This window comes from Lichenibacterium dinghuense (assembly GCF_021730615.1).
Taxonomy (GTDB): Bacteria; Pseudomonadota; Alphaproteobacteria; order Rhizobiales; family Beijerinckiaceae; genus Lichenihabitans; species Lichenihabitans dinghuensis.
Map to the genome: position 1 here is coordinate 5,388,275 of NZ_JAJLMN010000001.1, position 18,292 is coordinate 5,406,566.

Below are 18,292 nucleotides of genomic sequence, written 5' to 3' on the forward strand. Positions count from 1 at the left end.
CGGCAGGGGCGGTTCATGGTTTGTCCCGCACGGCCGTCGAGGTCGGATGAACTTTCAGCGGGCGATCGAGTCACCCATCCATGGCGCGTCTGGACATCACGAAGAAGCTGGCCGTGCTGGCCGACGCCGCGAAATACGACGCGTCCTGCGCGTCGTCGGGCGCCAAGCCCCGCAAGGACCCGGTGAAGCCCGGCGGCATCGGTTCCATCACGGGGCAGGGCATCTGCCATTCCTACGCGCCGGACGGCCGCTGCATCTCGCTCCTGAAGCTGCTGCTCACCAATCACTGCATCTACGACTGCCTTTATTGCGTGAACCGGGCCTCTTCCGACGTGCAGCGCGCGCGCTTCACGCCCGAAGAGGTCGTGCAGCTCACGCTCGACTTCTACCGCCGCAACTACATCGAGGGCCTGTTCCTGTCCTCGGGCATCATCCGCTCGCCCGACTATACGATGGAGCAGCTCGTGCGCGTGGCGCAGCTCCTGCGCGAGGAGCACGGCTTCCGCGGCTACATCCACCTCAAGACGATCCCCGACGCCGACCCGAATCTCATCGAGCAGGCCGGCCGCTACGCCGACCGGCTGTCGATCAACGTGGAGCTGCCCAAGGCGACGTCGCTGGAGAAGCTCGCCCCGCAGAAGCAGGCCGGCACCATCCGCAAGGCCATGGGCGGCCTGAGGCTGCGCCTCGACGAGGCCGAGGACGAGCGGAAGCGGTCTCGACGCGCACCCGCCTTCGCGCCGGCCGGGCAGAGCACGCAGATGATCGTCGGCGCCGACGGCGAGAAGGACTCCGACATCCTCGCCTCCAGCGCCAACCTGTATTCCGGCTACAAGCTCAAGCGCGTTTACTACTCGGCCTACAGCCCAATCCCGGGGTCGAGCCAGTCGCTGCCGGCCCGCAAGCCGCCGCTGATGCGCGAGCACCGGCTTTACCAGGCCGACTGGCTCTACCGCTTCTACGGCTTCGCCATGGACGAGGTGGTGGGCGCGACCGACGGCGGCATGCTGGACCTCGACCTCGACCCGAAGCTCGCCTGGGCGCTGCGCAACCGGCAGCGCTTCCCGATCGACGTCAACACAGCGAGCCGCGAAGAGCTGCTGCGCGTGCCCGGCCTCGGCGTGAAGAGCGTCGACCGCATCATCGACATCCGCCGTCTAACGACGATGCGGCTCGACGACGTCGCCAAGCTCGCGCGCTCGGCCAAGGTGCTGCGCCCATTCGTCACCGCGCTCGACTGGACGCCCGGCGCGAGCCTCGACGGCACGCACCTCGCGCGCGCCGTGAAGCGGCCCGCCGAACAGCTGAGCCTCTTCTGATGCGGGAGGTCGTCCTCCGCGCGCCCGACGACTACGAGGGCTGGCGCGATGCCGCCCGCGCGCTAGCCGAAGCGGGCGTGCCGGCCGAGGCCGTGGTATGGCGCGCCGCCGCCGACGCGCCGGACCTGTTCGTCTCGCCTCCCGAGGAGGCGCCGTCGGGCGACAGGCGGGCCCTGCGCGTGCCGCGCCGCTTCGTCGACCTCGCCGAGCTCGTCGCCTGCCACAGGGATCCGGAGCGCTTCGCCTTCCTGTACCGGCTCCTGTGCCGGCTCCAGGACGAGCCGCGCCTGCTCGACATCACGACCGACGAGGACGTGTTCCGCATCGAGATGATGGCGAAGTCGGTGCGGCGCGACCGGCACAAGATGACCGCCTTCGTGCGTTTCAAGGAGGTGCTGGTCGAGGGCGCCGAGCCCGCCTACCTCGCCTGGTTCGAGCCCGAGCACCACATCTTGGCCCTGACGGCGCCCTTCTTCGTCGAACGCTTCAAGGCGATGCTGTGGACCATCGTCACACCCGAGGCACGGGCCTCCTGGGACGGCTCGGCGCTGCACTTCGGCCCCGGCGGCTCGCGCGACGAGGTGCCGGCCGAGGACGCGACCGAAGAGCACTGGCGCACCTACTACGTGAACATCTTCAACCCGGCGCGGTTGAAGGTCGACGCGATGAAGCGCGAGATGCCGGTCAAATACTGGAAGAACCTCCCCGAGGCTCAGCTCATCGCGCCGCTCGTCCGCTCCGCCGGCACATCCGAGGCCCGCATGGTCGCAACCCCGCAGAAGACCGTCCCCAAGCGCGCCGCCGCCATCGTGGCGCGCGCCGACGAGGCCCGCGCGGAGCGCGACGCGCCCCCGACCGCCATGGGCAACAACGGGCTGGAGGCGCTGAAGCGCGAGGCCCTGGCCTGCACGCGCTGCGACCTGCACCAGTTCGCGACCCAGACGGTGTTCGGCGAGGGTCTGTCGACGGCCGACCTCGTCTTCGTCGGTGAGCAGCCGGGCGACAAGGAGGACCTCGCGGGCAAGCCCTTCATCGGCCCGGCCGGCGCGCTGTTCGACCGTGCGCTCGGCGAGGCGGGGATCGACCGCACGCGGGCCTACGTCACCAACGCGGTGAAGCACTTCAAATTCGAGCCGCGCGGCAAGCGGCGCATTCACAAGAAGCCCGGCGTCGGCGAGATCAACGCCTGCCATCACTGGCTGGAGGAGGAGCTGAAGATTCTCCGCCCGCGCCTGACCATCGCGCTCGGCGCCTCCGCGATCCGCTCGCTGACGGGCCAGAGCGCCTCCGTCCTGTCGGTTCGCGGCACGGTGCTCAGCTCCGCGCTGGCGGGCCCGGTCTTCGTCACCGTCCACCCGTCCTTCATCCTGCGCCTGCCCGACGAGGCCTCGCAGACGACCGAGTTCGGCCGCTTCGTCGCGGACCTGCGCCACGCCAAGGCGCGGGCCGCCGGCGAGGACAGCACCCCGGCGGCGACCGGCACGCTGCTGTAGCGCCGCGTCACTTCGGCGCGAGCGTCGCGCGGGCGTCGAGCAGGGGTGTCACCGGGATCTCGACCGTGCCGCGGTCGGGCCGCTGGAGGTCCAGCGTCACGGTGACGACGGCGGAGAGCAGCAGGGCCATGACGGCGGCCGACACCCGCCGGCTCGTCTCCGCGGCGCCGGCGCCGTGCCCCGCGAAGCCCATCGCCACGAGGGCCGCGGCGAGCAGGATGCCGTAGACCGTGAGCGGGACGTGGTTGCGCAGGGCGGTGACGCGGCGCTCCGTGGCATCGTCGAGGGCCTGCAGGGCGGCGGTCGCGCGGTAGACCGGGAACGAGTTCGGCGCAGCCGCCGCGGCGGCGTCGAGGTGTCCCCACAGCCGCGTCGACACGTCGGCCATGTCGGACACGTCGGCGTCGAACTTCCTCGGGTCGTAGGGCACGCCGAGCCCGATCGCGAGGTCGGCGTCGCGGCGCAGGTCGTAGAGCATCGGCGTGCCGTCGTCGTCGGGCAGCAGGGACGCCAGGCGGCCGAGGTCGCGGAGGGCGTTGGCCTGGTCCAGCACGACGGTGCGGCGCATGTCGTAGCGCGCCAGCGCCATCGAGTAGGTGAAGGCGAGGAGCAGGGCGAGCAGCGCGAAGGCCGCGGTGGCGAGGGTCGCGGCGTCCTTGTCGCGGTGCCGGCCGCGGCCGTAGCGGCCTCCGAGCCGGTGCCCGGCCTCGCTGGCCAGCAGGAGCGCGGCGAACACGACGAAGAACAGCGAGCCGAGGCTGAGCGACTGGACGAGGGCGAAGGTCAAGGCGGCATCCGGTGGAGGATCGGTGGGCAGATCGGATCTGTAACCGAAGATGCGGGACCGTCGGAGCGAGTCCGACACATCGCCCCCGACCCTTGATTTCGGCGGACCCCGCCGCAGCTTTGCCAGCGACATCGGGGAGGGGCGACGTGGCGACGACGGTGATCTTCGGGGGCGCGGGGGCGATCGGCTCGGCCGTGGCGCGGCGGCTGGCGCAGCGGGGCGAGAGGGTCCACCTCGTCGGGCGCGACCCGGCCAAGCTCGCCGCCGCCTCGCGCGAGATCGGCGCGGCCTCGTCGGTCTGCGACGTGGCGGACGGCGCCGCGGTCGCGCGGGCCGTCGCCGAGGCGGCCGAGGGCGGGGACCTCGCCGGCCTGGTCTACGCGGTCGGCACCATCAACCTGAAGCCGCTCGGCTCGCTGAGCGAGGCCGACTTCGAGCGGGATTTCCGCGTCAACGCGCTCGGCGCGGCGCTCGCCGTCAAGGCTGCGACGCCGCACCTGCGGTCCGCGGAGAACGCCGCGGTCGTCCTGTTCTCGACCGTGGCGGTGCGCCAGGGCTTCGCGGCCCACGCCTCGGTGTCGATGGCCAAGGGCGCCGTCGAGGGCCTGACGCTGGCGCTGGCCGCGGAGCTGGCGCCGAAGGTGCGGGTGAACTGCATCGCGCCGTCGCTCACCCGCACGCCGCTCGCCGAGGGGCTGACCCGCAACGAGGCGATGGCGAAGAGCATCGCGGAGATGCACGCCGCCCGCCGCCTCGGGGAAGCCGACGACAGCGCCTCGCTCGCCGCCTTCCTGCTCGGGCCGGACGCGGGCTGGATCACCGGGCAGGTGATCGGCGTCGACGGCGGCCGCTCCACCCTGCGCACGAAGGGGTGAACCGGCGGCCGTCGACGGCCGCCGGTGATCGAATAGGCCCTTCAGCTCCCCATCGCCAGCGCGACGATGCGGGCCAGGACGAGCCCGCCGGCCAGCACGAGGTAGAGGCGGAGCACGCCCATCCACAGCCGGCTCGACCGCGACAGGTGCGCCGGGGCGAGCCGGGACAGCGGCGGCATGCGCCAGGTCAGGCGGTCGCCATCATGCGCCGGCCCGGCCTTGGTCAGCCCGCCCGACAGGATGCCCGCGACGAGGGCCAGGGCGGTCCCGACGCCGAGGATCCAGAGGATGACGGTCTCGTCGGTCTGGTCCGGGAACAGCACCGAGGCGGTGAGGATCACGGACAGCACGACGAGGCCGGCGATGATCGCGCCCGTGAGGAGGTTCATCGCGCGTCCGTTCGCCCAAGGGCCGAGCACCGCGCGGTCGTTGCACAGCAGCAGCAGGAACACGGTGGCGCTCGGCAGCAGCACGCCGGCCAGGGTCTGCACGGCGTTGGTGAGCAGGCCGAGCGGCGCGCCGGGCGTCAGAACGATGGCGGCCGCGACCGCGATCAGCCCGGCGTAGACGGCGTAGAAGCCCTTGGCGCCGCGCGGGCCGCGGTGGAGCGAATGGTTGACCTCGAACACGTCGCCGATGGCGTAGGCCGAGGACAGCGACACCGCGCAGGCGCCGATGATGCTGGCGTCGATCAGCCCGATCGCGAAGAGCACGCCGGCGAGGCGGCCGGCGTGGGCCTCGATGCCGGCCGCCACCGCGCCGGCGTCGACGAACTTGCCGAAGTCGGGCGTGCCCGCGAAGGAGGCCGCCGCGAAGCCCATCATGGCGACGGCGCCGAGCACCACCAGGGCGATGCCGATCCACAGATCCGCCCGCTCGTAGTTGATGAAGCGCGGGGTGATGCGCTTGTCGATCACGTAGCTCTGCTGGAAGAACAGCTGCCAGGGCGCGATCGTCGTGCCCACGATGGCGATGATCAGCAGCATGACGTCGCTGAGCTTGGCGTCGCGCGGCAGGCCCGGCACGACGAGGTCGTGCGCCACCTCGGCGAGCGGCGGGTGCGCCATGACGAAGATCGGCACCAGCACGAGGCTGCCCGCCACCAGCATCAGCGCGAAGCGCTCGAAGCGGCGGAAGTCGCCCGTCGACACCACACCCATGATGACCAGGGCGGCGACCACCACGCCGAGCGCCTTGGGCACGCCGAGATAGTCGAGGCCGAGCGCGATGCCAATGAACTCGGTGACGATCGTCAGGCCGTTCAACGCGAAGAGGTCGAGCACGCTGAAGGCGCCCCAGAACCGGCCGAAGCGCGCGAAGATGAGCCGCGCATGGCCCACCCCGGTCACGGCGCCGAGCCGCAGCACCATCTCCTGGTTCACGTAGAGGACGGGCACGAGCAGCAGCAGCGTCCACAGCAGGGTCGTGCCGTAGTTCTGGCCGGCCTGGGTGTAGGTGCCGAAGGCGCCGGCGTCGTTGTCCCCCACCATGACGATGAGTCCGGGGCCGAGGATCGCGAGCAGGGTGCGCAGGCGCTGCCCCGCGCCGCGGCGCGGGGCCGTGTCGAGCATGTCGATGCTGCCGAGCGCGCCGCGGATGTTGCCGATGTGGGCCGCGTCGAGCACGGCGTGCTTGTTGGCCGCTTCCTTGATCTCGGAAGCCTTGAGGGGCTTGTTCATGGGTCGTCTCCCGCGCGGCGGCGCGCGGAGACGGCCGGCGTCAGTCGGACGCGCCCGCACCCGCGCCCGCGGCGCGTTTCTGGCTGATCGATCGCGAGTGTGAGCCCGCCGGCTGAAGGGTCAGACCGGCGGGCCTACTGGGGCCGTCGTTCAAGGTGGTGCTCCGGATGCGCGGCCTCGCGGCCGCGGCGTCGAAACGGGATGGGGAGCGGCACCGAAGCTTCGTCGCAGCTAAGTCCCGCGATCCCCCTCTGGACGCCCCTCGCGGCCCTGTCAAACGGAAAGGGGCGGCGCTGGACGCGGGGCTGGGATACGGTAAGGGCCGCGGGCGACGGCAGGGCAGGGTGGAGGGGGCGATGCGGCGACGGAACTTCCTGGCGGGCGGCCTCGCCGCGGCCGCCTTCGGCCCGGCCGGGCCGGCTCTGGCCGCGGGCGACGACGGCGTGGTCCCGCGCCGGGACTGGTACGGGGACGACAGCCGGGCGCGCTGGGGTTCCTGGGGGCCGCCGGCGCGCGTGCTGCCGGCGCCCGCCGGCCTCGCGGACGACCGCCGCGACATCGCCCATCGCGTGCTGTCGCAGGCGACGCGCCTCGTCGGCCTCGGCTACCAGCACCACCATCTGCCGGAGTTCGACCCGCCCGCCGGCTGGCCCTGGCGCCCCGTGAGCGCGGGGGCGAACGGGCGGGGGCTCGACTGCTCCAACTTCACCTCGCTGGCCTTCAACCGCGCGCTCGGCATCAAGCTGCCCACCGCGGTCGGCGAGCAGGCGGAGGCGACCGTCGTGGGCGGCCCCGGCGGGCGCGGCAGCGCCGCGCTGTCCCGCATCGCGCCGGGCGGCTACGCCGAGGCCGTCGCGGCGCTGCGCCCCGCCGACCTCCTGTTCATCACCTCGGACGCCGGGCGCCTCAGCCACGTCGTGCTGTGGATGGGCGCGGTCCGCGGCGTGCCGAGCTTCGTGGACTGCACCGATTCGGTCCGGCTCGGCCCCGACGGCTCGTCGCGCCCGACGGGCGTCCAGGTCCGCGCCTTCCTGCCGGACAGCTGGTACGGCCGACGCTTCTCCCACGCGCTCCGCCTGGAGAGCCTCGGCGGCGGATCGGGCCCGGCGCCGGCCTTCGCCGACGGCGGGGACGTCTGAAGCCCCTCGGGGCCTCACTTGCCGATGTAGCGCTCCAGCGGCTCCACCCTGTCGATCAGCCCCTTGCCCTTCATGAACTCCGCGAAGGCGGCGTAGCGCGCCCCGTCGGTCGCGGCGGGGTCGGCGCTGAGGCGGGGGATCGAGGCGGTCCAGGCGAGCTTGTTCAGCGCGTCGTCGAGCTTCGGATAGGCGTGCACGAAGGCCGCCCAGGCGTCGTCCGGGTGGTCCAGGATGTAGAGCTGGCCCTGGCCGACCGCGTCGAGGAACGGCCTCACGAAGGGCGCGCGGGCGTTCTCGACCTTGGTGACGAAGATCGATTCGTCGTAGGGCGGCACGCCGTGCTCCTCGGGGAAGAACAGGCGGCCCGGATGCCCGGCCAGCTGCATCTCGAAGAACTCGACGTTGCGGTAGGCGCCCACGACCGCGTCGACCTGCCCGCCGATCAGCGGCGCCGTGAGGGCGAAGTTGACGTTGACGAGCTTGACGTCGTCGAGCTTCAGCCCCGCGCTTTCCAGCATCGTGCCGAGCAGCGCCGTCTCGTAGCCCGCCACCGAATAGCCGACCGTCTTGCCCTTGAGGTCGGCGAGCGACTTGATCGGCCCGTCGGCCAGCACCATGACGGTGTTCAGCGGCGTCTGGATCGACGTCCCGACCCGCTGGATCGGCAGGCCCGCCGCGACGTCGAGGTAGAAGTTCGGCTGGTACGTCAGGGCGATGTCGCCCTGGCCCGCGGCGACGAGGCGCGGCGGCATGGAGGGGTCGGCGGGCTCGACGAAGTCGACGTCGAGGCCGGCGCGAGCGAAGAAGCCCTTCTCCTTCGCGACCACGATCGCGGCATGGACCGGGTTCACGAACCAGTCGAGCAGCAGCGTCACCTTGCGGGGCGCCACGGGTGCCGGAGCCGGCGAGGGATCGGCGGCCTGCGCCGGCAGAACGGACGCGAGGCCGAGCAGCAGCGCGCCGGCCAGGGATGGGAATCGCATCAGGGGACTCCGGTGAGTGAGGAGAGAGTGTCGGGCGCCCAGGGGACCATGCGTCGCGTGAGCCAGCCCACGGCGGCCCACAGGGCCAGCGAGAAGGCGACGAGGATGGTCAGCCCCGCGAACACCGTGTCGGTCTGCATGCGGGCGTTGGCGTGCAGCATCACGAGGCCGAGGCCCGACGACGAGCCCACCCATTCGCCCACCACGGCGCCGAGCGGCGCCACCGCGGCGGCCACGCGCAGCCCCGCCCCGAGCGCCGGCAGCGCCGAGGGCAGGCGGATCAGCAACAGCGTGTCGCGACGGGACGCTCCGTTGAGCCGGGCGAGGTCGATCAGGCCGGGGTCGGTGCGGCGCAGCCCCTCGAACAGGCTGGTCGAGACGGGAAAGAAGATGATCAGCCCCGCCATGGCGAGCTTCGACGCCACGCCGAAGCCGAACCACACGACGAGCAGCGGCGCGATGGCGAAGACCGGCAGCGCCTGAGCGACGACGAGCAGGGGCCCCACGGCGCGCTCCAGCAGGCGCGACTGCGCCATCAAGAGCGCCACGGCGATCCCGCCGAGCGTGCCGACGAGGAGGCCGCCCAGCATCTCGCCGCCGGTCACCAGCGCGTCGCGCCACAGCAGCGGCGCTTGCCGCACCAGCGTCTGCGCGACGCGCGACGGCGCCGGCAGCACGTAGGCCGGCGTGTCGAGCGCGCGGACCGCGACCTCCCAGACGACAAGCGCGCCCGTGCCGGTGACGATGGCCGCGAGGGGCAGGCGGGCCTGACGCGGGCGGCGGCGGCGGGACAGGTCTGAAGGGGCCGCGGCACCCGCCTCGGGCATGCTGTCGTTCCCTCCGCCGGCACGACCCGGATCAGGTTCAACGGGTCGCCTCCGCGGTGGAAGGCTCTCAGCCCGATTCGGGCACCCCGACGATGGGCGGGACGTTACCGGCCGGGAGGCCGATGCAGCAAGGGTTTAATCCGCGGGCGGGGCAGGGCGATCGTTTCCGCGACTCGGGCGTTCGAAGCACATCAGGCTCACGACAGAGGAATCCCATGACCACCCCCGCGACGTCCGCCGGCCAGCGCGTCACCCCGGACGAAGCCCTCGCCCTCCTCAAGGAGGGTAACCGCCACTTCGTGTCCGGCGGCGCGCCGCGGCCGCAGCTCCTCGGCGCCGAGCGCCGCGCCGCGCTGGCGCAGGAGCAGCGTCCGTTCTGCGTGCTGGTCGGCTGCTCGGACAGCCGCGTGTCCCCCGAGCTGCTGTTCGGCCGGGGCCTCGGCGACCTCTTCATCGTGCGCAACGCCGGCAACGTGGTCGACCTCGCCGCCATGGGCAGCATCGAATACGGCGTCGCGGTGCTGGGCGCGCCGCTCGTCGTGGTGCTCGGCCACGAGCGCTGCGGCGCCGTCGGCGCGGCTGTCAGCGTGGTCGAGCAATGCACGGAATATCCGGGCAGCATCGGCCAGATGATCGAGCCCATCCTGCCCGCGGTGATCCGCGCCAAGCAGGAGGGCGACCACGATCTGCTCGACCGGTCCGTCCGCCACAACGTCCGCCGCATCGTCGACCGGCTGCGCAACACGGAGCAGATGCTGCAGGAGCCGCTGCGCGACGGGCGCCTGAAGATCGTCGGCGCGCGCTACGACCTCGACGACGGCGTCGTCGAGTTCTTCGAGTAGCTCCGTCCCATGCCGGCCGCCGACCAGCGCCGCATCACGGCGCTGACCCCGACGCTCGCGATCGCCTGCGAGGAGAGCGGGCCGGCGGACGGGCCGCCGGTCATCCTGCTCCACGGCTTCCCCTACGACCCGCGCTGCTTCGACCGCGTCGCGCCGCCGCTCGCCGCGGTGGGTCACCGAGTGATCGTGCCCTACCTGCGCGGCTACGGCCCGACGCGCTTCCGCGACCCCGCCACGCCGCGCTCAGGGGAACAGGCTGTCCTGGCGCGAGACCTGCTCGACCTGCTCGACGCGCTCGGCATCCCGTCCGCGGCCCTGATGGGCTTCGACTGGGGCGGCCGCGCCGCCTGCATCGTCGCGGCGCTGTGGCCCGAGCGGGTGCGGTGCCTCGTCACCGGCGACGGCTACAACGTCCAGGACATCGCGCGATCGGGCCGACCGCTGCCGCCCGAGGCAGAGCATCGCCTCTGGTACCAGTATTATCTTCACTCCGAGCGGGGCCGCGCCGGGCTCGCTGCGGACCGGCGCGGCTTCTGCCGCCTGCTGTGGCGCCTGTGGTCGCCGAGCTGGGTCGAGGGGCCGACCCTGTCCGACGCCACCGCTCCGTCCTTCGACAACCCCGACTTCGTCGACGTGGTGATCCACTCCTACCGCCACCGCTTCGGGCTGGTGCCGGGCGACCCCGCCGTCGCCGAGGTCGAGCGCAGGATCGCTGCCCAGCCGTCGATCGCCGTGCCGACCGTGTCGCTCTGCGGCGCGGACGACGGCGTCGGGCCGCCGGACGCCGAGGACGCGGATGCGAGGAAGTTCACGGGCCCTACCGGCGCCGTGTGCTCGCCGGCATCGGCCACAACATCCCGGGCGAAGCGCCGGCGGCCGTGGTGGAAGCGCTGCTGGGCCTGATGGGCGCCTGACCGCTCAGGCCGGTCCGGGCGAGAGCGGGGCGCCGGGCGTGCCGGGGCTGGTCGGCGTCGGGCTCGGGCCCGTCGGGATGCCGATGGCGGGGTCGATCACGTCGGGCGTCGGCTGCGGCGCCTCGACCGGTGCGTCGGACGGCACCTCGACCGGGTTGGGCTGATCGTCGGGCATGGAACCTCCTCCTCGGGTGATGCGCGGGCGGCCGGGCCCGCACGGATCCAACGCGCCGCCGGGGCGATCGGGTCGCGCTCAGGCGGGCTCCGCGTCGTCGTCGTCGGCGATCTCGAACTCGGAGGCCGGGGTGCCGGCCTCCAGCGGGCCGTTGTCGCCGTAGCGGACCACCAGCGTCTCGACCCCGTCGGCCTCGCCGACGTCGACCACCGTGCCGATCTGGTCGGCCATGGGGCCGAGGGTGTCACGGTGCGCCGCCTCGCGCCGGAAGCGGACCTTGTCGCCGATCTTCATGCGGGTTCTCCCATCCGGGGAGGCGTGAAGGCCTCCCGCAAAGCCTCCGGCCCGACCTCGCGCGCCTCGTTCACGCCGAGCAGCGCGAGGTCGATGTCGATCTCCTTCGACAGGATGCCGATCGCGCGCTGCACGCCGGCCTCCCCGGCAACGGCCGCGGCGAACAGGAACGGCCGGCCCACCATCACGAAGTCGGCGCCGAGCGCCAGGGCCTTCAGCACGTCCGTGCCGTGGCGGAAGCCGCTGTCGCACAGCACCGCCATGCCGCCGGCCTCGCGCCGCACCTCGGGCAGCACTTCCAGGGGCGACACAGCGGCGTCGAGCTGGCGCCCGCCGTGGTTCGACACCACGACGCCGTCGGCCCCGAGCTCGCGCGCGATTCGGGCGTCCTCGGCCGACAGCACCCCCTTGATGACGAACTTGCCGGGCCAGAGCTTGCGGATCAGCTCGGCCTCGCGCCAGCCGAAGTCGTCGTGGCCGGCGATCACCGCCACCTCGCGCGAGAAGATGCCGACGCGGTGGTCGGCTTCGAGGTTGGAGATCTCCGGCACGCCGCGCTTCAGGATCGTGCGGCCGAAGGTGCCGGCGAGCCAGCGCGGGTGCGTCAGCCCATCGAGGGTGAGGCGCGGCGTCGGGCGCAACGGCATGGAATAGCCGGCGCGCTTATCGTTGACGCGGTTCGAGCCCACCGGCACGTCGACCGTGAGCATGTAGACCTCGTAGCCGGCGCGCTCGACGCGGCCGAGCATGCGCTCGATCTTCGAAGGATCGGGCGATTGGTAGGCGGCGAACCAGCTGTCGGGATTGGTCTTCGCCACCTCCTCCAGCGGCGTGATGGAGTTGGCCGACAGGGCGAAGGGGATGCCGGCCTCGCGGGCGGCGCGCGCCATGGCGTTGTCGGCGTCGTAGGCCACGACCGCGGAGGCGCCCATCGGCGCGATGCCGAAGGGCGCGGCGTATCGCTTGCCGAAGAGCGTCGTCTCCTGCGAGCGCGCCGACACGTCGCGCAGCACGCGCGTCACCATGCGCCAGTGCTGGAAGGCCGAGCGGTTGTTGTCGCGCGCCACCATGGCCTCGGCGCCGTTGGCCACGTAGCCGTAGACCGCCTTCGGCAGCCTCGCCTTGGCCAACCGGGCGAAGTCGTCGAGGTCGAGCGCCGATGCCAGGGCGTGCTCGCGCGGGTCCTTCAGGCGCTCCAGGGCGCGCTGCGAGCGCTCCGGCAGGCGGTCGACGTCCTCGTCCTCGCGTCCCGCCATCGCGCCCCCGGCCTCCCTGTCCGATCCGTAATGGTCAATGACGGAGCCGGATGGACGTTCCGGCCGTTGACGCCGGTAGACGCCGCGACCGGCGCCCGATCGGGAACACGCCATGCCGTCCGGGTTCTTCGCGCTGCTCGACGACGTGGCGGGCATCGCCAAGCTGGCCGCCGCCTCGCTCGACGACGTGGCGGGCACCTCCGGCCGGGTCGGGCTCAAGGCGGCCGGCGTGGTGGTCGACGACACCGCCGTGACGCCGCGCTACGTCGCGGGCCTCTCGCCCGACCGCGAGCTGCCGATGATCGGCCGCATCACGCTCGGCTCGCTGCGCAACAAGCTCCTCATCCTGCTGCCGGCCGCGCTGCTGCTGAACTGGCTCGCGCCCTGGGCCGTGACGCCGCTGCTGATGCTGGGCGGGCTGTTCCTGTGCTTCGAGGGGACCGAGAAGGTCGCCGAGGTCCTGTCCGGCCCCGGCGCGCACGGGGCGGAGGCGCCCGTCGATCCCGACCCCCGGCGATTGGAGGATGGCCGGGTGCGCGGCGCGATCCGCACCGACCTGATCCTGTCGGCCGAGATCATGGCGATCTCGCTGGCCGAGGTGGCCGACAGGCCGCTCCTGACGGAGGCTGTCGTGCTGGCGCTGGTCGCCGTCGCGGTCACGCTCGGGGTCTACGGCGTGGTGGCGGTGGTGGTGAAGGTCGACGACGTCGGGCTGCGCCTCGCGAGGGGAGGGGCCGCGCCGGTGCGGGCGCTCGGCCGCGGCCTCGTGCGCGGCATGCCGCCGGTGATGGCCGCGCTGTCGGCCATCGGCACGGCGGCGATGATCTGGGTCGGCGGCGGCATCCTGCTGCACGGCGCCGAGGTGCTGGGCTTCGAAGCGCCAGCCCACGCGCTCGACGGCGCGGCCGCGGCCGTCGCCGGCGCCATGCCCGATCCGGCCGCGGGGGTCGCGGACTGGGCCGTCGCGGCGGCGGGTGCCGGCTGTGTCGGGCTCTTGGTCGGCGGCGCGATCCTGGGCGTGACAGCCGCCGCGGCGAGGCTGCGGGGGTAGGGGCTCAGCCCGCCTTGCGCAGCAGGCCGGTGACGCGCTCGAACCAGGGCGTCGGGCGTTCGGCCAGGATCGCGACGATGCGGTCGCGGTCGGCCCGAACCTCGACCAGGTGGGCGCGCTCGGCCGCCACCAGGGCGGTGAGCACGTCGACCTGTCCCGCCTGGACGCGCAGGACCTCGGCGACGGTGCGCGCCTCGCGCGCCTCGGCGCGGGCTTCCTCGGCGACGCGGCGGGCCTCGAGAAGGTCGTCGATGAGTTCGCCGACGCGGCGCTCGAGGTAGCCGATGAGCGCGCGGGCGTCGCGGCTCGCCTCCGGCGCGTCCTCGGCCGCGTCGTCCGGGGCCGGACCGTCGGCGCGGGGCTCCTGCGGGCGGTCCAGGCGCTCCTGCGGCACGGCCACGAGGGCGCGTCCGTCGTTGCCGGGGCGGCGGGCCCACTTGTGACGGGTGGCGAGGCGGCGGGCGCTGTCCGGCGTGATGCCGAGCGCCTCGGCCATGTCGTCGTAGGTGAGCCAGCGGCTGGCGAGGTCGTTCATGGGATCCATCCCGGTGTCGCCGGCCGAAGAACGGCGTCGGGCGCTCCCGCGAGCGTGGTGCCGGGATGGTTGACGTTCGATGAACGGCGCCGCTCGAAGTGTCAGCCTGCCGGCACCGGGCGCGGCCGGCCGTCGTCGTCGATGGCCACGAAGGTGAAGGTGGCGGCCGTGACCTTGTCGCGCTCGGCGGTGCGGAAGCGCCGCGCCCAGGCCTCGACCAGAATCCGCATGGAGGTGCGCCCGACCCGCTCGACCTCGGCGTAGACGCAGAGCACGTCGCCGACCTTCACGGGGCGGATGAAGGTCATGCCGTCGACCGCCACGGTGACGACGCGCCCGCGCGACCGGTCGACCCCGCAGATGCCGCCGGCGATGTCCATCTGTGACATGACCCAGCCGCCGAAGATGTCGCCGTTGGCGTTGGTGTCGGCCGGCATGGCCACGGTGCGGACCATCAGGTCGCCGCGCGGCGCCGCGTTCTCCCCGGTCATGGGCTCGCCTCCGCGGACGGCACCGCCACGCCGATCAGGTGTCGCTCGTCGAGCAGAGCCGCCAGCCTGTCCTGGTCCCACCCCTCGGTGCCGGCCGGGCGACGCGGCAGCACCATCCAGCGGAAGTCCGCCGTGGAGTCGACGACGCGGATCCGCTGCCCCTCGGGCAGCACGGTGCCCCACTCGGCCAGCAGGCCGCGCGGGTCGCGCACGGCGCGCGCCCGGTAGGTGGAGGACTTGAACCAGTGGGGCGGATAGCCCAGCACCGCGCGCGGGTAGCAGGAGCACAGCGTGCAGACCACGAGGTGATGCACCGCGGCAGTGTTCTCCAGCACGCCGAGGGGCGGCAAGCCGCGCAGGGCGATGCCGGCGCTCTCGGCCGCGGCCGTGCCGTCCGCGAGCAGGCGCGTGCGGAAGGCTGGCTCGCACCAGGCGCGCGCCGCCAGGGCGGCGCCGAGCTTCGGCGAGGCCCGCTCCGTGAGGGCGATCCGCTCCGCGATCTCCTCCGGCGTGGCGATGCCCTTCTCGGCCAGGAGCAGGCGCAGGGCGCCGAGCAGCCTCGCCCCGTCGGCCTCGACGATGGCGCTCATGGGAGGGGCTCCAGCCAGTGTTCGTAGATCTCGACCAGGAGATCGCCGTCGGCCGGCGCACCCGGCCAGACCGCGGCGGCATCGAAGGCGACGTGGTAGAGCGCGACCACCGGCGCCGGGGCGCCGAAGGCGAGGTTCTCCGGGTTCAGGAAGGCGCCGAGGCGCCTCACCACGCGGCCCTCGCGTCCGCGCAGGTAGTGCGGCGTGCGCTGATGGACGCTGCCGAACCGTTCCGGCCAGGCGTCGCGCACCCGCACCGGCGCGCCGGGCGCGAGAGCGGCGGTCATGCGCGCGTTTCCAGAGGTGCCGGACCGATCCCGTCGAGCGCGGCCGCGAGTTCGTCCTCCGCCACCACGCCGGACCGCAGGAGGTTGTCGGCGATCGAGCGGATCCAGCGCTCGTAATAGGACAGCCGGTGATAGTCGGCTTCGGGGATGGACTCGATGCCGCGCCGAAGCTCATCCACGGTCATGACGCCCTTGGCGCCCAGGATCTGCCGCAGAGCGTCGACCTCCCGGTCGAAGTCGGACAGGGCGTGGGGCTCCTTATCGATCGCCCGGCACGTGAAGGCCGAAACGCCCCCGATGTCGTGGTGCTGACGCGGCTGTGTCTGGTCCATGGCGCCAGTCTAGGACAGGCCGCGCCGCGGGGGAACCGCATCCACCCGTCGCGCAGTGGGAATCGCTGGACACGGCCGCGGGATCTGCTAGACACACCACAGCCCGCTCCGGCGTGGCTCAGGGCGCCGCAATAGCTCAGCTGGTAGAGCACCTCATTCGTAATGAGGGGGTCGGGGGTTCGAATCCCTCTTGCGGCACCAAAAAGCACCGTTCTTACAGTGACTTGTGGTTCCGTTTGAAAGCGGCCCAGACGTTTGGGCGCGAAACCGGGCGCGAAACGCCTCATGCTCCGTCTTCTCGCCGATAGCTGCATCTGGCTCGACATCGTGAAGGACTACCGGCACGAGCCGGTGCTGTCCGCCGTCGAGCACCTCGTCGAAGCCAGGACGGTCTCGCTGGTGGTGCCCCGCCTCGTCGTCGAGGAGTTCGCCCGCCGGAAGGACGAGGTCGTCCGCGGAAGCGTCCAGGGCATCGCGACGACGTTGAAGCGGGCCCGGGAGGTCGTGGCCCAGTTCGGCACCGATGGCGGCAGGCCGGCCGCGATGGCGGAGCTTCACGACGTCGACCTCCGCCTGTCGCGAAACGGGGAGGAGCTGCTCGGCGCCGTGGCACGTGTCGAGAGGCTATTCGCCGGGGCGGGGATCGTCGACACGACCGCCTCCGTCAAGCTGCGGGCCGCCGACCGCGGGCTGGAAGGCCGCGCCCCGTTCCAGCACAAGAACAAGAACGGGATGGCCGACGCGGTCCTCATCGAGATGTACGCCGACGTGGTCGCGGCCGAGCGGGGCGAGGGGCGCACCTTCGCGTTCGTGACCGTCAACCACACCGACTTCAGCCTGCCTGGCGGGGACCGCCGGACGCCTCACCCTGACATCGCCGACCTGTTCGGCGCCGACGGCTCGACCTTCTCCAACGACCTCGTCGCCGTGCTCAAGGCTCACGATCCGGATTACTTCGACGAGCGCGAGGCCTTCGAGGAGTTCGCTCCCGACGAGCCCAGGCTGGTGTCGGAGATCGTGGAGGCCACGGGCAAGCTCTGCGACCAGGTCTGGTACAACCGCCATTGGAACCTCCGCCACGAGGTCGAGACGGGCAAGGTCAGGGTCGTGGACGGCTATAAGCACAGGCGCGGCGAGATGTATCCGCGCGACATCATCGAGCGCAGCATCTGGGAAGGTGCACTCGCGTCGGCGGCGCGCATGGAGGAGAAGCACCCAGACGACCTTGGGCCCTGGGACGATTTCGAGTGGGGCATGCTGAACGGCAAGCTCAGCGCGTTGCGGTGGGTGTTGGGCGACGAGTGGGACATGCTCGACACCTGAGCCAAGGGCTCAACGCCTATCCCGCCCTGGCAGCGCCTCGCGCGGCGACCCATGCCGTCTCAGGGCCACGCCGGTGACCGCGGGCGGCGTCGACGGCTCGGGCGCGAGGTCCTCGAACCGCGCCCCGCAGCGGGGACCGCACCCACCCACGATGGCCCGCAGCACGTCGTCGAGCGGGGCCGTGGCGCCGAACCGCTCGGCCAGGCGCGCGAGCCTGTAGCGGCCCCGCCTCGGGCACAGGCCGCAGGTCACGTTGACGAGGACGGCGGGGTACTCGACGAGGCGGCGAATCATACCCGCATGTGAGAACGAAGCAGGAACGGACGCAAGCCCGGTCAGGCGCGGGCTGCCTGCCTCACGGGCGCGTCGATGAGCAGCGCCCAGACCTCGGCCGCGCGGTCGGACGGCGGATCCGCGCACAGGCGGCGGGCGGCCGCGATGGCCAGCCACCGCCAGGGGAGGTCCGACACGTCGAGGTCCGGGCATGCGGCCGAGGCCTCGCGCATCAGCGCCTTGAAGACCTGACCCTTCTCGTGCCCGTCGACCTCGTCCATGGCGACCTCCCGTCAGAGCGTGACGCCTACCACGCTCTCGTCCTCGTCCTCCAGCTGCGCGGCGATCGTGCCCCGGGTGTCCTCGTGCATGTCCGCCCTCTTGCGGGCGATCCAGGCGCTGTACGCCTCCCAGTCGGCGAGGGCCGCCGACACCGCCCGGGCGGTGTTCCGCGCCCGCGTGAGCGTGCCCCTGACGCCGCCCCGCTTGGCGACGTGCTCGCCCGGTGGCCACCACTCCCCGGGCTTGTCCATGCGGTGTGTGCGCCGGACGTCCGACCTCCCCACGACCCACGCGTCGTGGTTCAGGCCGTCGCGCCGGATCCCGTCCGCCCGCTCGGTCCGTCCGAACACGCACGCCTTGAAGACTGGCACGACGCCGTGCGTCTCGACCGGGCCGTGGAGGGATAGCACGCTGACGCACGAGACCTCGATCTGCCACTGAGAGCCTTCTCTGATTGGGGCTCTGGAGGTCAAGCGCTCCTGTCAGGTTTTTTGTCCCGTTCCCGCGGGTCACACGCTTCTCTTCGCGGTCGGCGTTTCGCCGCC

At 72.5% G+C, this 18,292-nt stretch carries 22 protein-coding genes, 1 tRNA gene, 1 pseudogene and 1 riboswitch; of the genes and pseudogenes, 9 read left to right on the forward strand and 15 right to left on the reverse strand.

Annotated elements, in window-relative coordinates; all coding sequences use genetic code 11:
- The first annotated feature begins 80 nt into the window (after positions 1-80).
- A complete protein-coding gene (locus tag L7N97_RS25875; RefSeq protein WP_237481281.1) occupies positions 81-1,319 on the forward strand; it encodes a putative DNA modification/repair radical SAM protein in 1,239 nt (412 codons plus the stop codon).
- A complete protein-coding gene (locus L7N97_RS25880) occupies positions 1,319-2,812 on the forward strand; it encodes a UdgX family uracil-DNA binding protein (protein ID WP_237481283.1) in 1,494 nt (497 codons plus the stop codon). The genes L7N97_RS25875 and L7N97_RS25880 overlap by 1 nt, the downstream gene beginning before the upstream one ends.
- A 7-nt stretch (positions 2,813-2,819) precedes the next feature.
- Here the strand turns inward: L7N97_RS25880 and L7N97_RS25885 are convergent, their stop codons facing one another.
- On the reverse strand, positions 2,820-3,599 hold the full coding sequence (locus L7N97_RS25885) for a bestrophin-like domain (protein ID WP_237481285.1): 780 nt from the start codon (positions 3,597-3,599) through the stop codon (positions 2,820-2,822).
- Between the two features lie 146 nt (positions 3,600-3,745).
- On the opposite strand from L7N97_RS25885, the gene L7N97_RS25890 reads away from it, so the two are divergent.
- Entirely contained in the window at positions 3,746-4,474 is a 729-nt protein-coding gene (locus L7N97_RS25890; protein WP_237481286.1) for an SDR family NAD(P)-dependent oxidoreductase, read from the forward strand.
- Between the two features lie 41 nt (positions 4,475-4,515).
- Here the strand turns inward: L7N97_RS25890 and L7N97_RS25895 are convergent, their stop codons facing one another.
- Positions 4,516-6,153: an NRAMP family divalent metal transporter gene (locus L7N97_RS25895; protein ID WP_237481288.1), complete on the reverse strand. Its 1,638-nt coding sequence runs from the start codon at positions 6,151-6,153 to the stop codon at positions 4,516-4,518.
- A gap of 356 nt (positions 6,154-6,509) precedes the next feature.
- Between L7N97_RS25895 and L7N97_RS25900 the strand changes: the two genes are divergently transcribed.
- Complete coding sequence (locus L7N97_RS25900) at positions 6,510-7,292, forward strand: NlpC/P60 family protein (protein WP_237481289.1); 783 nt, start codon at positions 6,510-6,512, stop codon at positions 7,290-7,292.
- A 14-nt stretch (positions 7,293-7,306) separates the two neighbouring features.
- On the opposite strand, the gene L7N97_RS25905 is transcribed toward L7N97_RS25900, so the two are convergent.
- Positions 7,307-8,275: an ABC transporter substrate-binding protein gene (locus tag L7N97_RS25905; protein ID WP_237481291.1), complete on the reverse strand. Its 969-nt coding sequence runs from the start codon at positions 8,273-8,275 to the stop codon at positions 7,307-7,309.
- Positions 8,275-9,102 (reverse strand): ABC transporter permease, encoded by an 828-nt coding sequence (locus L7N97_RS25910; protein ID WP_237481293.1) that lies wholly within the window; start codon positions 9,100-9,102, stop codon positions 8,275-8,277. Before L7N97_RS25910 ends, L7N97_RS25905 begins: the two co-directional genes overlap by 1 nt.
- Positions 9,094-9,201, reverse strand: a riboswitch (TPP riboswitch). (Overlaps the previous gene by 9 nt.)
- Before the next feature lie 116 nt (positions 9,202-9,317).
- Between L7N97_RS25910 and L7N97_RS25915 the strand changes: the two genes are divergently transcribed.
- Both L7N97_RS25915 and L7N97_RS25920 read left to right on the forward strand, forming a co-directional pair.
- Positions 9,318-9,944: a carbonic anhydrase gene (locus L7N97_RS25915; protein ID WP_237481295.1), complete on the forward strand. Its 627-nt coding sequence runs from the start codon at positions 9,318-9,320 to the stop codon at positions 9,942-9,944.
- A 9-nt stretch (positions 9,945-9,953) separates the two neighbouring features.
- Positions 9,954-10,858: pseudogene (locus L7N97_RS25920) on the forward strand (alpha/beta fold hydrolase).
- 4 nt (positions 10,859-10,862) lie between these two features.
- Here the strand turns inward: L7N97_RS25920 and L7N97_RS25925 are convergent.
- The 3 genes from L7N97_RS25925 to L7N97_RS25935 form a co-directional block, all read right to left on the reverse strand.
- A complete protein-coding gene (locus tag L7N97_RS25925) occupies positions 10,863-11,033 on the reverse strand; it encodes a hypothetical protein (RefSeq protein WP_237481296.1) in 171 nt (56 codons plus the stop codon).
- Between the two features lie 78 nt (positions 11,034-11,111).
- A complete protein-coding gene (locus L7N97_RS25930; protein WP_237481297.1) occupies positions 11,112-11,327 on the reverse strand; it encodes a hypothetical protein in 216 nt (71 codons plus the stop codon).
- The gene (locus L7N97_RS25935; protein ID WP_237481299.1) at positions 11,324-12,583 is read right to left on the reverse strand and encodes an alpha-hydroxy acid oxidase; all 1,260 of its coding nucleotides are present in this window, start codon (positions 12,581-12,583) and stop codon (positions 11,324-11,326) included. Before L7N97_RS25935 ends, L7N97_RS25930 begins: the two co-directional genes overlap by 4 nt.
- A gap of 112 nt (positions 12,584-12,695) precedes the next feature.
- On the opposite strand from L7N97_RS25935, the gene L7N97_RS25940 reads away from it, so the two are divergent.
- The gene (locus tag L7N97_RS25940; protein ID WP_237481301.1) at positions 12,696-13,634 is read left to right on the forward strand and encodes a DUF808 family protein; all 939 of its coding nucleotides are present in this window, start codon (positions 12,696-12,698) and stop codon (positions 13,632-13,634) included.
- A gap of 4 nt (positions 13,635-13,638) precedes the next feature.
- Here the strand turns inward: L7N97_RS25940 and L7N97_RS25945 are convergent, their stop codons facing one another.
- From L7N97_RS25945 to L7N97_RS29990, 5 genes are all read right to left on the reverse strand, one after another.
- Entirely contained in the window at positions 13,639-14,169 is a 531-nt protein-coding gene (locus tag L7N97_RS25945; protein ID WP_237481303.1) for a hypothetical protein, read from the reverse strand.
- Between the two features lie 101 nt (positions 14,170-14,270).
- Positions 14,271-14,660: an acyl-CoA thioester hydrolase YciA gene (gene yciA, locus L7N97_RS25950; protein ID WP_237481305.1), complete on the reverse strand. Its 390-nt coding sequence runs from the start codon at positions 14,658-14,660 to the stop codon at positions 14,271-14,273.
- Positions 14,657-15,250 (reverse strand): nitrile hydratase subunit alpha, encoded by a 594-nt coding sequence (locus L7N97_RS25955; RefSeq protein ID WP_237481306.1) that lies wholly within the window; start codon positions 15,248-15,250, stop codon positions 14,657-14,659. The genes yciA and L7N97_RS25955 overlap by 4 nt, the downstream gene beginning before the upstream one ends.
- Positions 15,247-15,537 (reverse strand): SH3-like domain-containing protein, encoded by a 291-nt coding sequence (locus L7N97_RS29985; RefSeq protein WP_255721767.1) that lies wholly within the window; start codon positions 15,535-15,537, stop codon positions 15,247-15,249. The genes L7N97_RS25955 and L7N97_RS29985 overlap by 4 nt, the downstream gene beginning before the upstream one ends.
- A complete protein-coding gene (locus L7N97_RS29990; protein WP_255721768.1) occupies positions 15,534-15,869 on the reverse strand; it encodes an SH3-like domain-containing protein in 336 nt (111 codons plus the stop codon). The genes L7N97_RS29985 and L7N97_RS29990 overlap by 4 nt, the downstream gene beginning before the upstream one ends.
- Before the next feature lie 125 nt (positions 15,870-15,994).
- On the opposite strand from L7N97_RS29990, the gene L7N97_RS25965 reads away from it, so the two are divergent.
- Together L7N97_RS25965 and L7N97_RS25970 are read left to right on the forward strand one after the other, a co-directional pair.
- A tRNA-Thr gene (locus L7N97_RS25965) sits at positions 15,995-16,070 on the forward strand.
- An 84-nt stretch (positions 16,071-16,154) separates the two neighbouring features.
- Complete coding sequence (locus L7N97_RS25970; protein WP_237481308.1) at positions 16,155-17,192, forward strand: PIN domain-containing protein; 1,038 nt, start codon at positions 16,155-16,157, stop codon at positions 17,190-17,192.
- A 9-nt stretch (positions 17,193-17,201) separates the two neighbouring features.
- Here L7N97_RS25970 and L7N97_RS25975 read toward each other — a convergent pair whose 3' ends face one another.
- Genes L7N97_RS25975 through L7N97_RS25985 form a run of 3 tightly spaced genes read right to left on the reverse strand, consistent with a single transcriptional unit; the run spans position 17,202 to position 18,220 of the window.
- Positions 17,202-17,486: a hypothetical protein gene (locus L7N97_RS25975; RefSeq protein ID WP_237481311.1), complete on the reverse strand. Its 285-nt coding sequence runs from the start codon at positions 17,484-17,486 to the stop codon at positions 17,202-17,204.
- Between the two features lie 41 nt (positions 17,487-17,527).
- Positions 17,528-17,746 carry a hypothetical protein gene (locus L7N97_RS25980; RefSeq protein WP_237481314.1) on the reverse strand — a complete coding sequence of 73 codons (219 nt, stop codon included), beginning with the start codon at positions 17,744-17,746 and terminating at the stop codon, positions 17,528-17,530.
- Between the two features lie 12 nt (positions 17,747-17,758).
- Positions 17,759-18,220, reverse strand: a complete 462-nt coding sequence (locus L7N97_RS25985) for a hypothetical protein (protein ID WP_237481316.1) — start codon at positions 18,218-18,220, stop codon at positions 17,759-17,761.
- Between the last annotated feature and the right edge of the window lie 72 nt (positions 18,221-18,292).

Coding starts and splice junctions, on each gene's coding strand:
- L7N97_RS25970 (WP_237481308.1), top strand. CDS start 16,155: ATGCTCCGTCTTCTCGCCGATAGCTGCATCTGGCTCGACATCGTGAAG.
- L7N97_RS29990 (WP_255721768.1), bottom strand. CDS start 15,869: ATGGACCAGACACAGCCGCGTCAGCACCACGACATCGGGGGCGTTTCG.
- L7N97_RS25980 (WP_237481314.1), bottom strand. CDS start 17,746: ATGGACGAGGTCGACGGGCACGAGAAGGGTCAGGTCTTCAAGGCGCTG.
- L7N97_RS25940 (WP_237481301.1), top strand. CDS start 12,696: ATGCCGTCCGGGTTCTTCGCGCTGCTCGACGACGTGGCGGGCATCGCC.
- L7N97_RS25880 (WP_237481283.1), top strand. CDS start 1,319: ATGCGGGAGGTCGTCCTCCGCGCGCCCGACGACTACGAGGGCTGGCGC.
- L7N97_RS25945 (WP_237481303.1), bottom strand. CDS start 14,169: ATGAACGACCTCGCCAGCCGCTGGCTCACCTACGACGACATGGCCGAG.
- L7N97_RS25910 (WP_237481293.1), bottom strand. CDS start 9,102: ATGCCCGAGGCGGGTGCCGCGGCCCCTTCAGACCTGTCCCGCCGCCGC.
- L7N97_RS25905 (WP_237481291.1), bottom strand. CDS start 8,275: ATGCGATTCCCATCCCTGGCCGGCGCGCTGCTGCTCGGCCTCGCGTCC.
- L7N97_RS25915 (WP_237481295.1), top strand. CDS start 9,318: ATGACCACCCCCGCGACGTCCGCCGGCCAGCGCGTCACCCCGGACGAA.
- L7N97_RS25925 (WP_237481296.1), bottom strand. CDS start 11,033: ATGCCCGACGATCAGCCCAACCCGGTCGAGGTGCCGTCCGACGCACCG.
- L7N97_RS25935 (WP_237481299.1), bottom strand. CDS start 12,583: ATGGCGGGACGCGAGGACGAGGACGTCGACCGCCTGCCGGAGCGCTCG.
- L7N97_RS25975 (WP_237481311.1), bottom strand. CDS start 17,486: ATGATTCGCCGCCTCGTCGAGTACCCCGCCGTCCTCGTCAACGTGACC.
- L7N97_RS25900 (WP_237481289.1), top strand. CDS start 6,510: ATGCGGCGACGGAACTTCCTGGCGGGCGGCCTCGCCGCGGCCGCCTTC.
- L7N97_RS25930 (WP_237481297.1), bottom strand. CDS start 11,327: ATGAAGATCGGCGACAAGGTCCGCTTCCGGCGCGAGGCGGCGCACCGT.
- L7N97_RS25955 (WP_237481306.1), bottom strand. CDS start 15,250: ATGAGCGCCATCGTCGAGGCCGACGGGGCGAGGCTGCTCGGCGCCCTG.
- L7N97_RS25875 (WP_237481281.1), top strand. CDS start 81: ATGGCGCGTCTGGACATCACGAAGAAGCTGGCCGTGCTGGCCGACGCC.
- L7N97_RS29985 (WP_255721767.1), bottom strand. CDS start 15,537: ATGACCGCCGCTCTCGCGCCCGGCGCGCCGGTGCGGGTGCGCGACGCC.
- L7N97_RS25895 (WP_237481288.1), bottom strand. CDS start 6,153: ATGAACAAGCCCCTCAAGGCTTCCGAGATCAAGGAAGCGGCCAACAAG.
- yciA (WP_237481305.1), bottom strand. CDS start 14,660: ATGACCGGGGAGAACGCGGCGCCGCGCGGCGACCTGATGGTCCGCACC.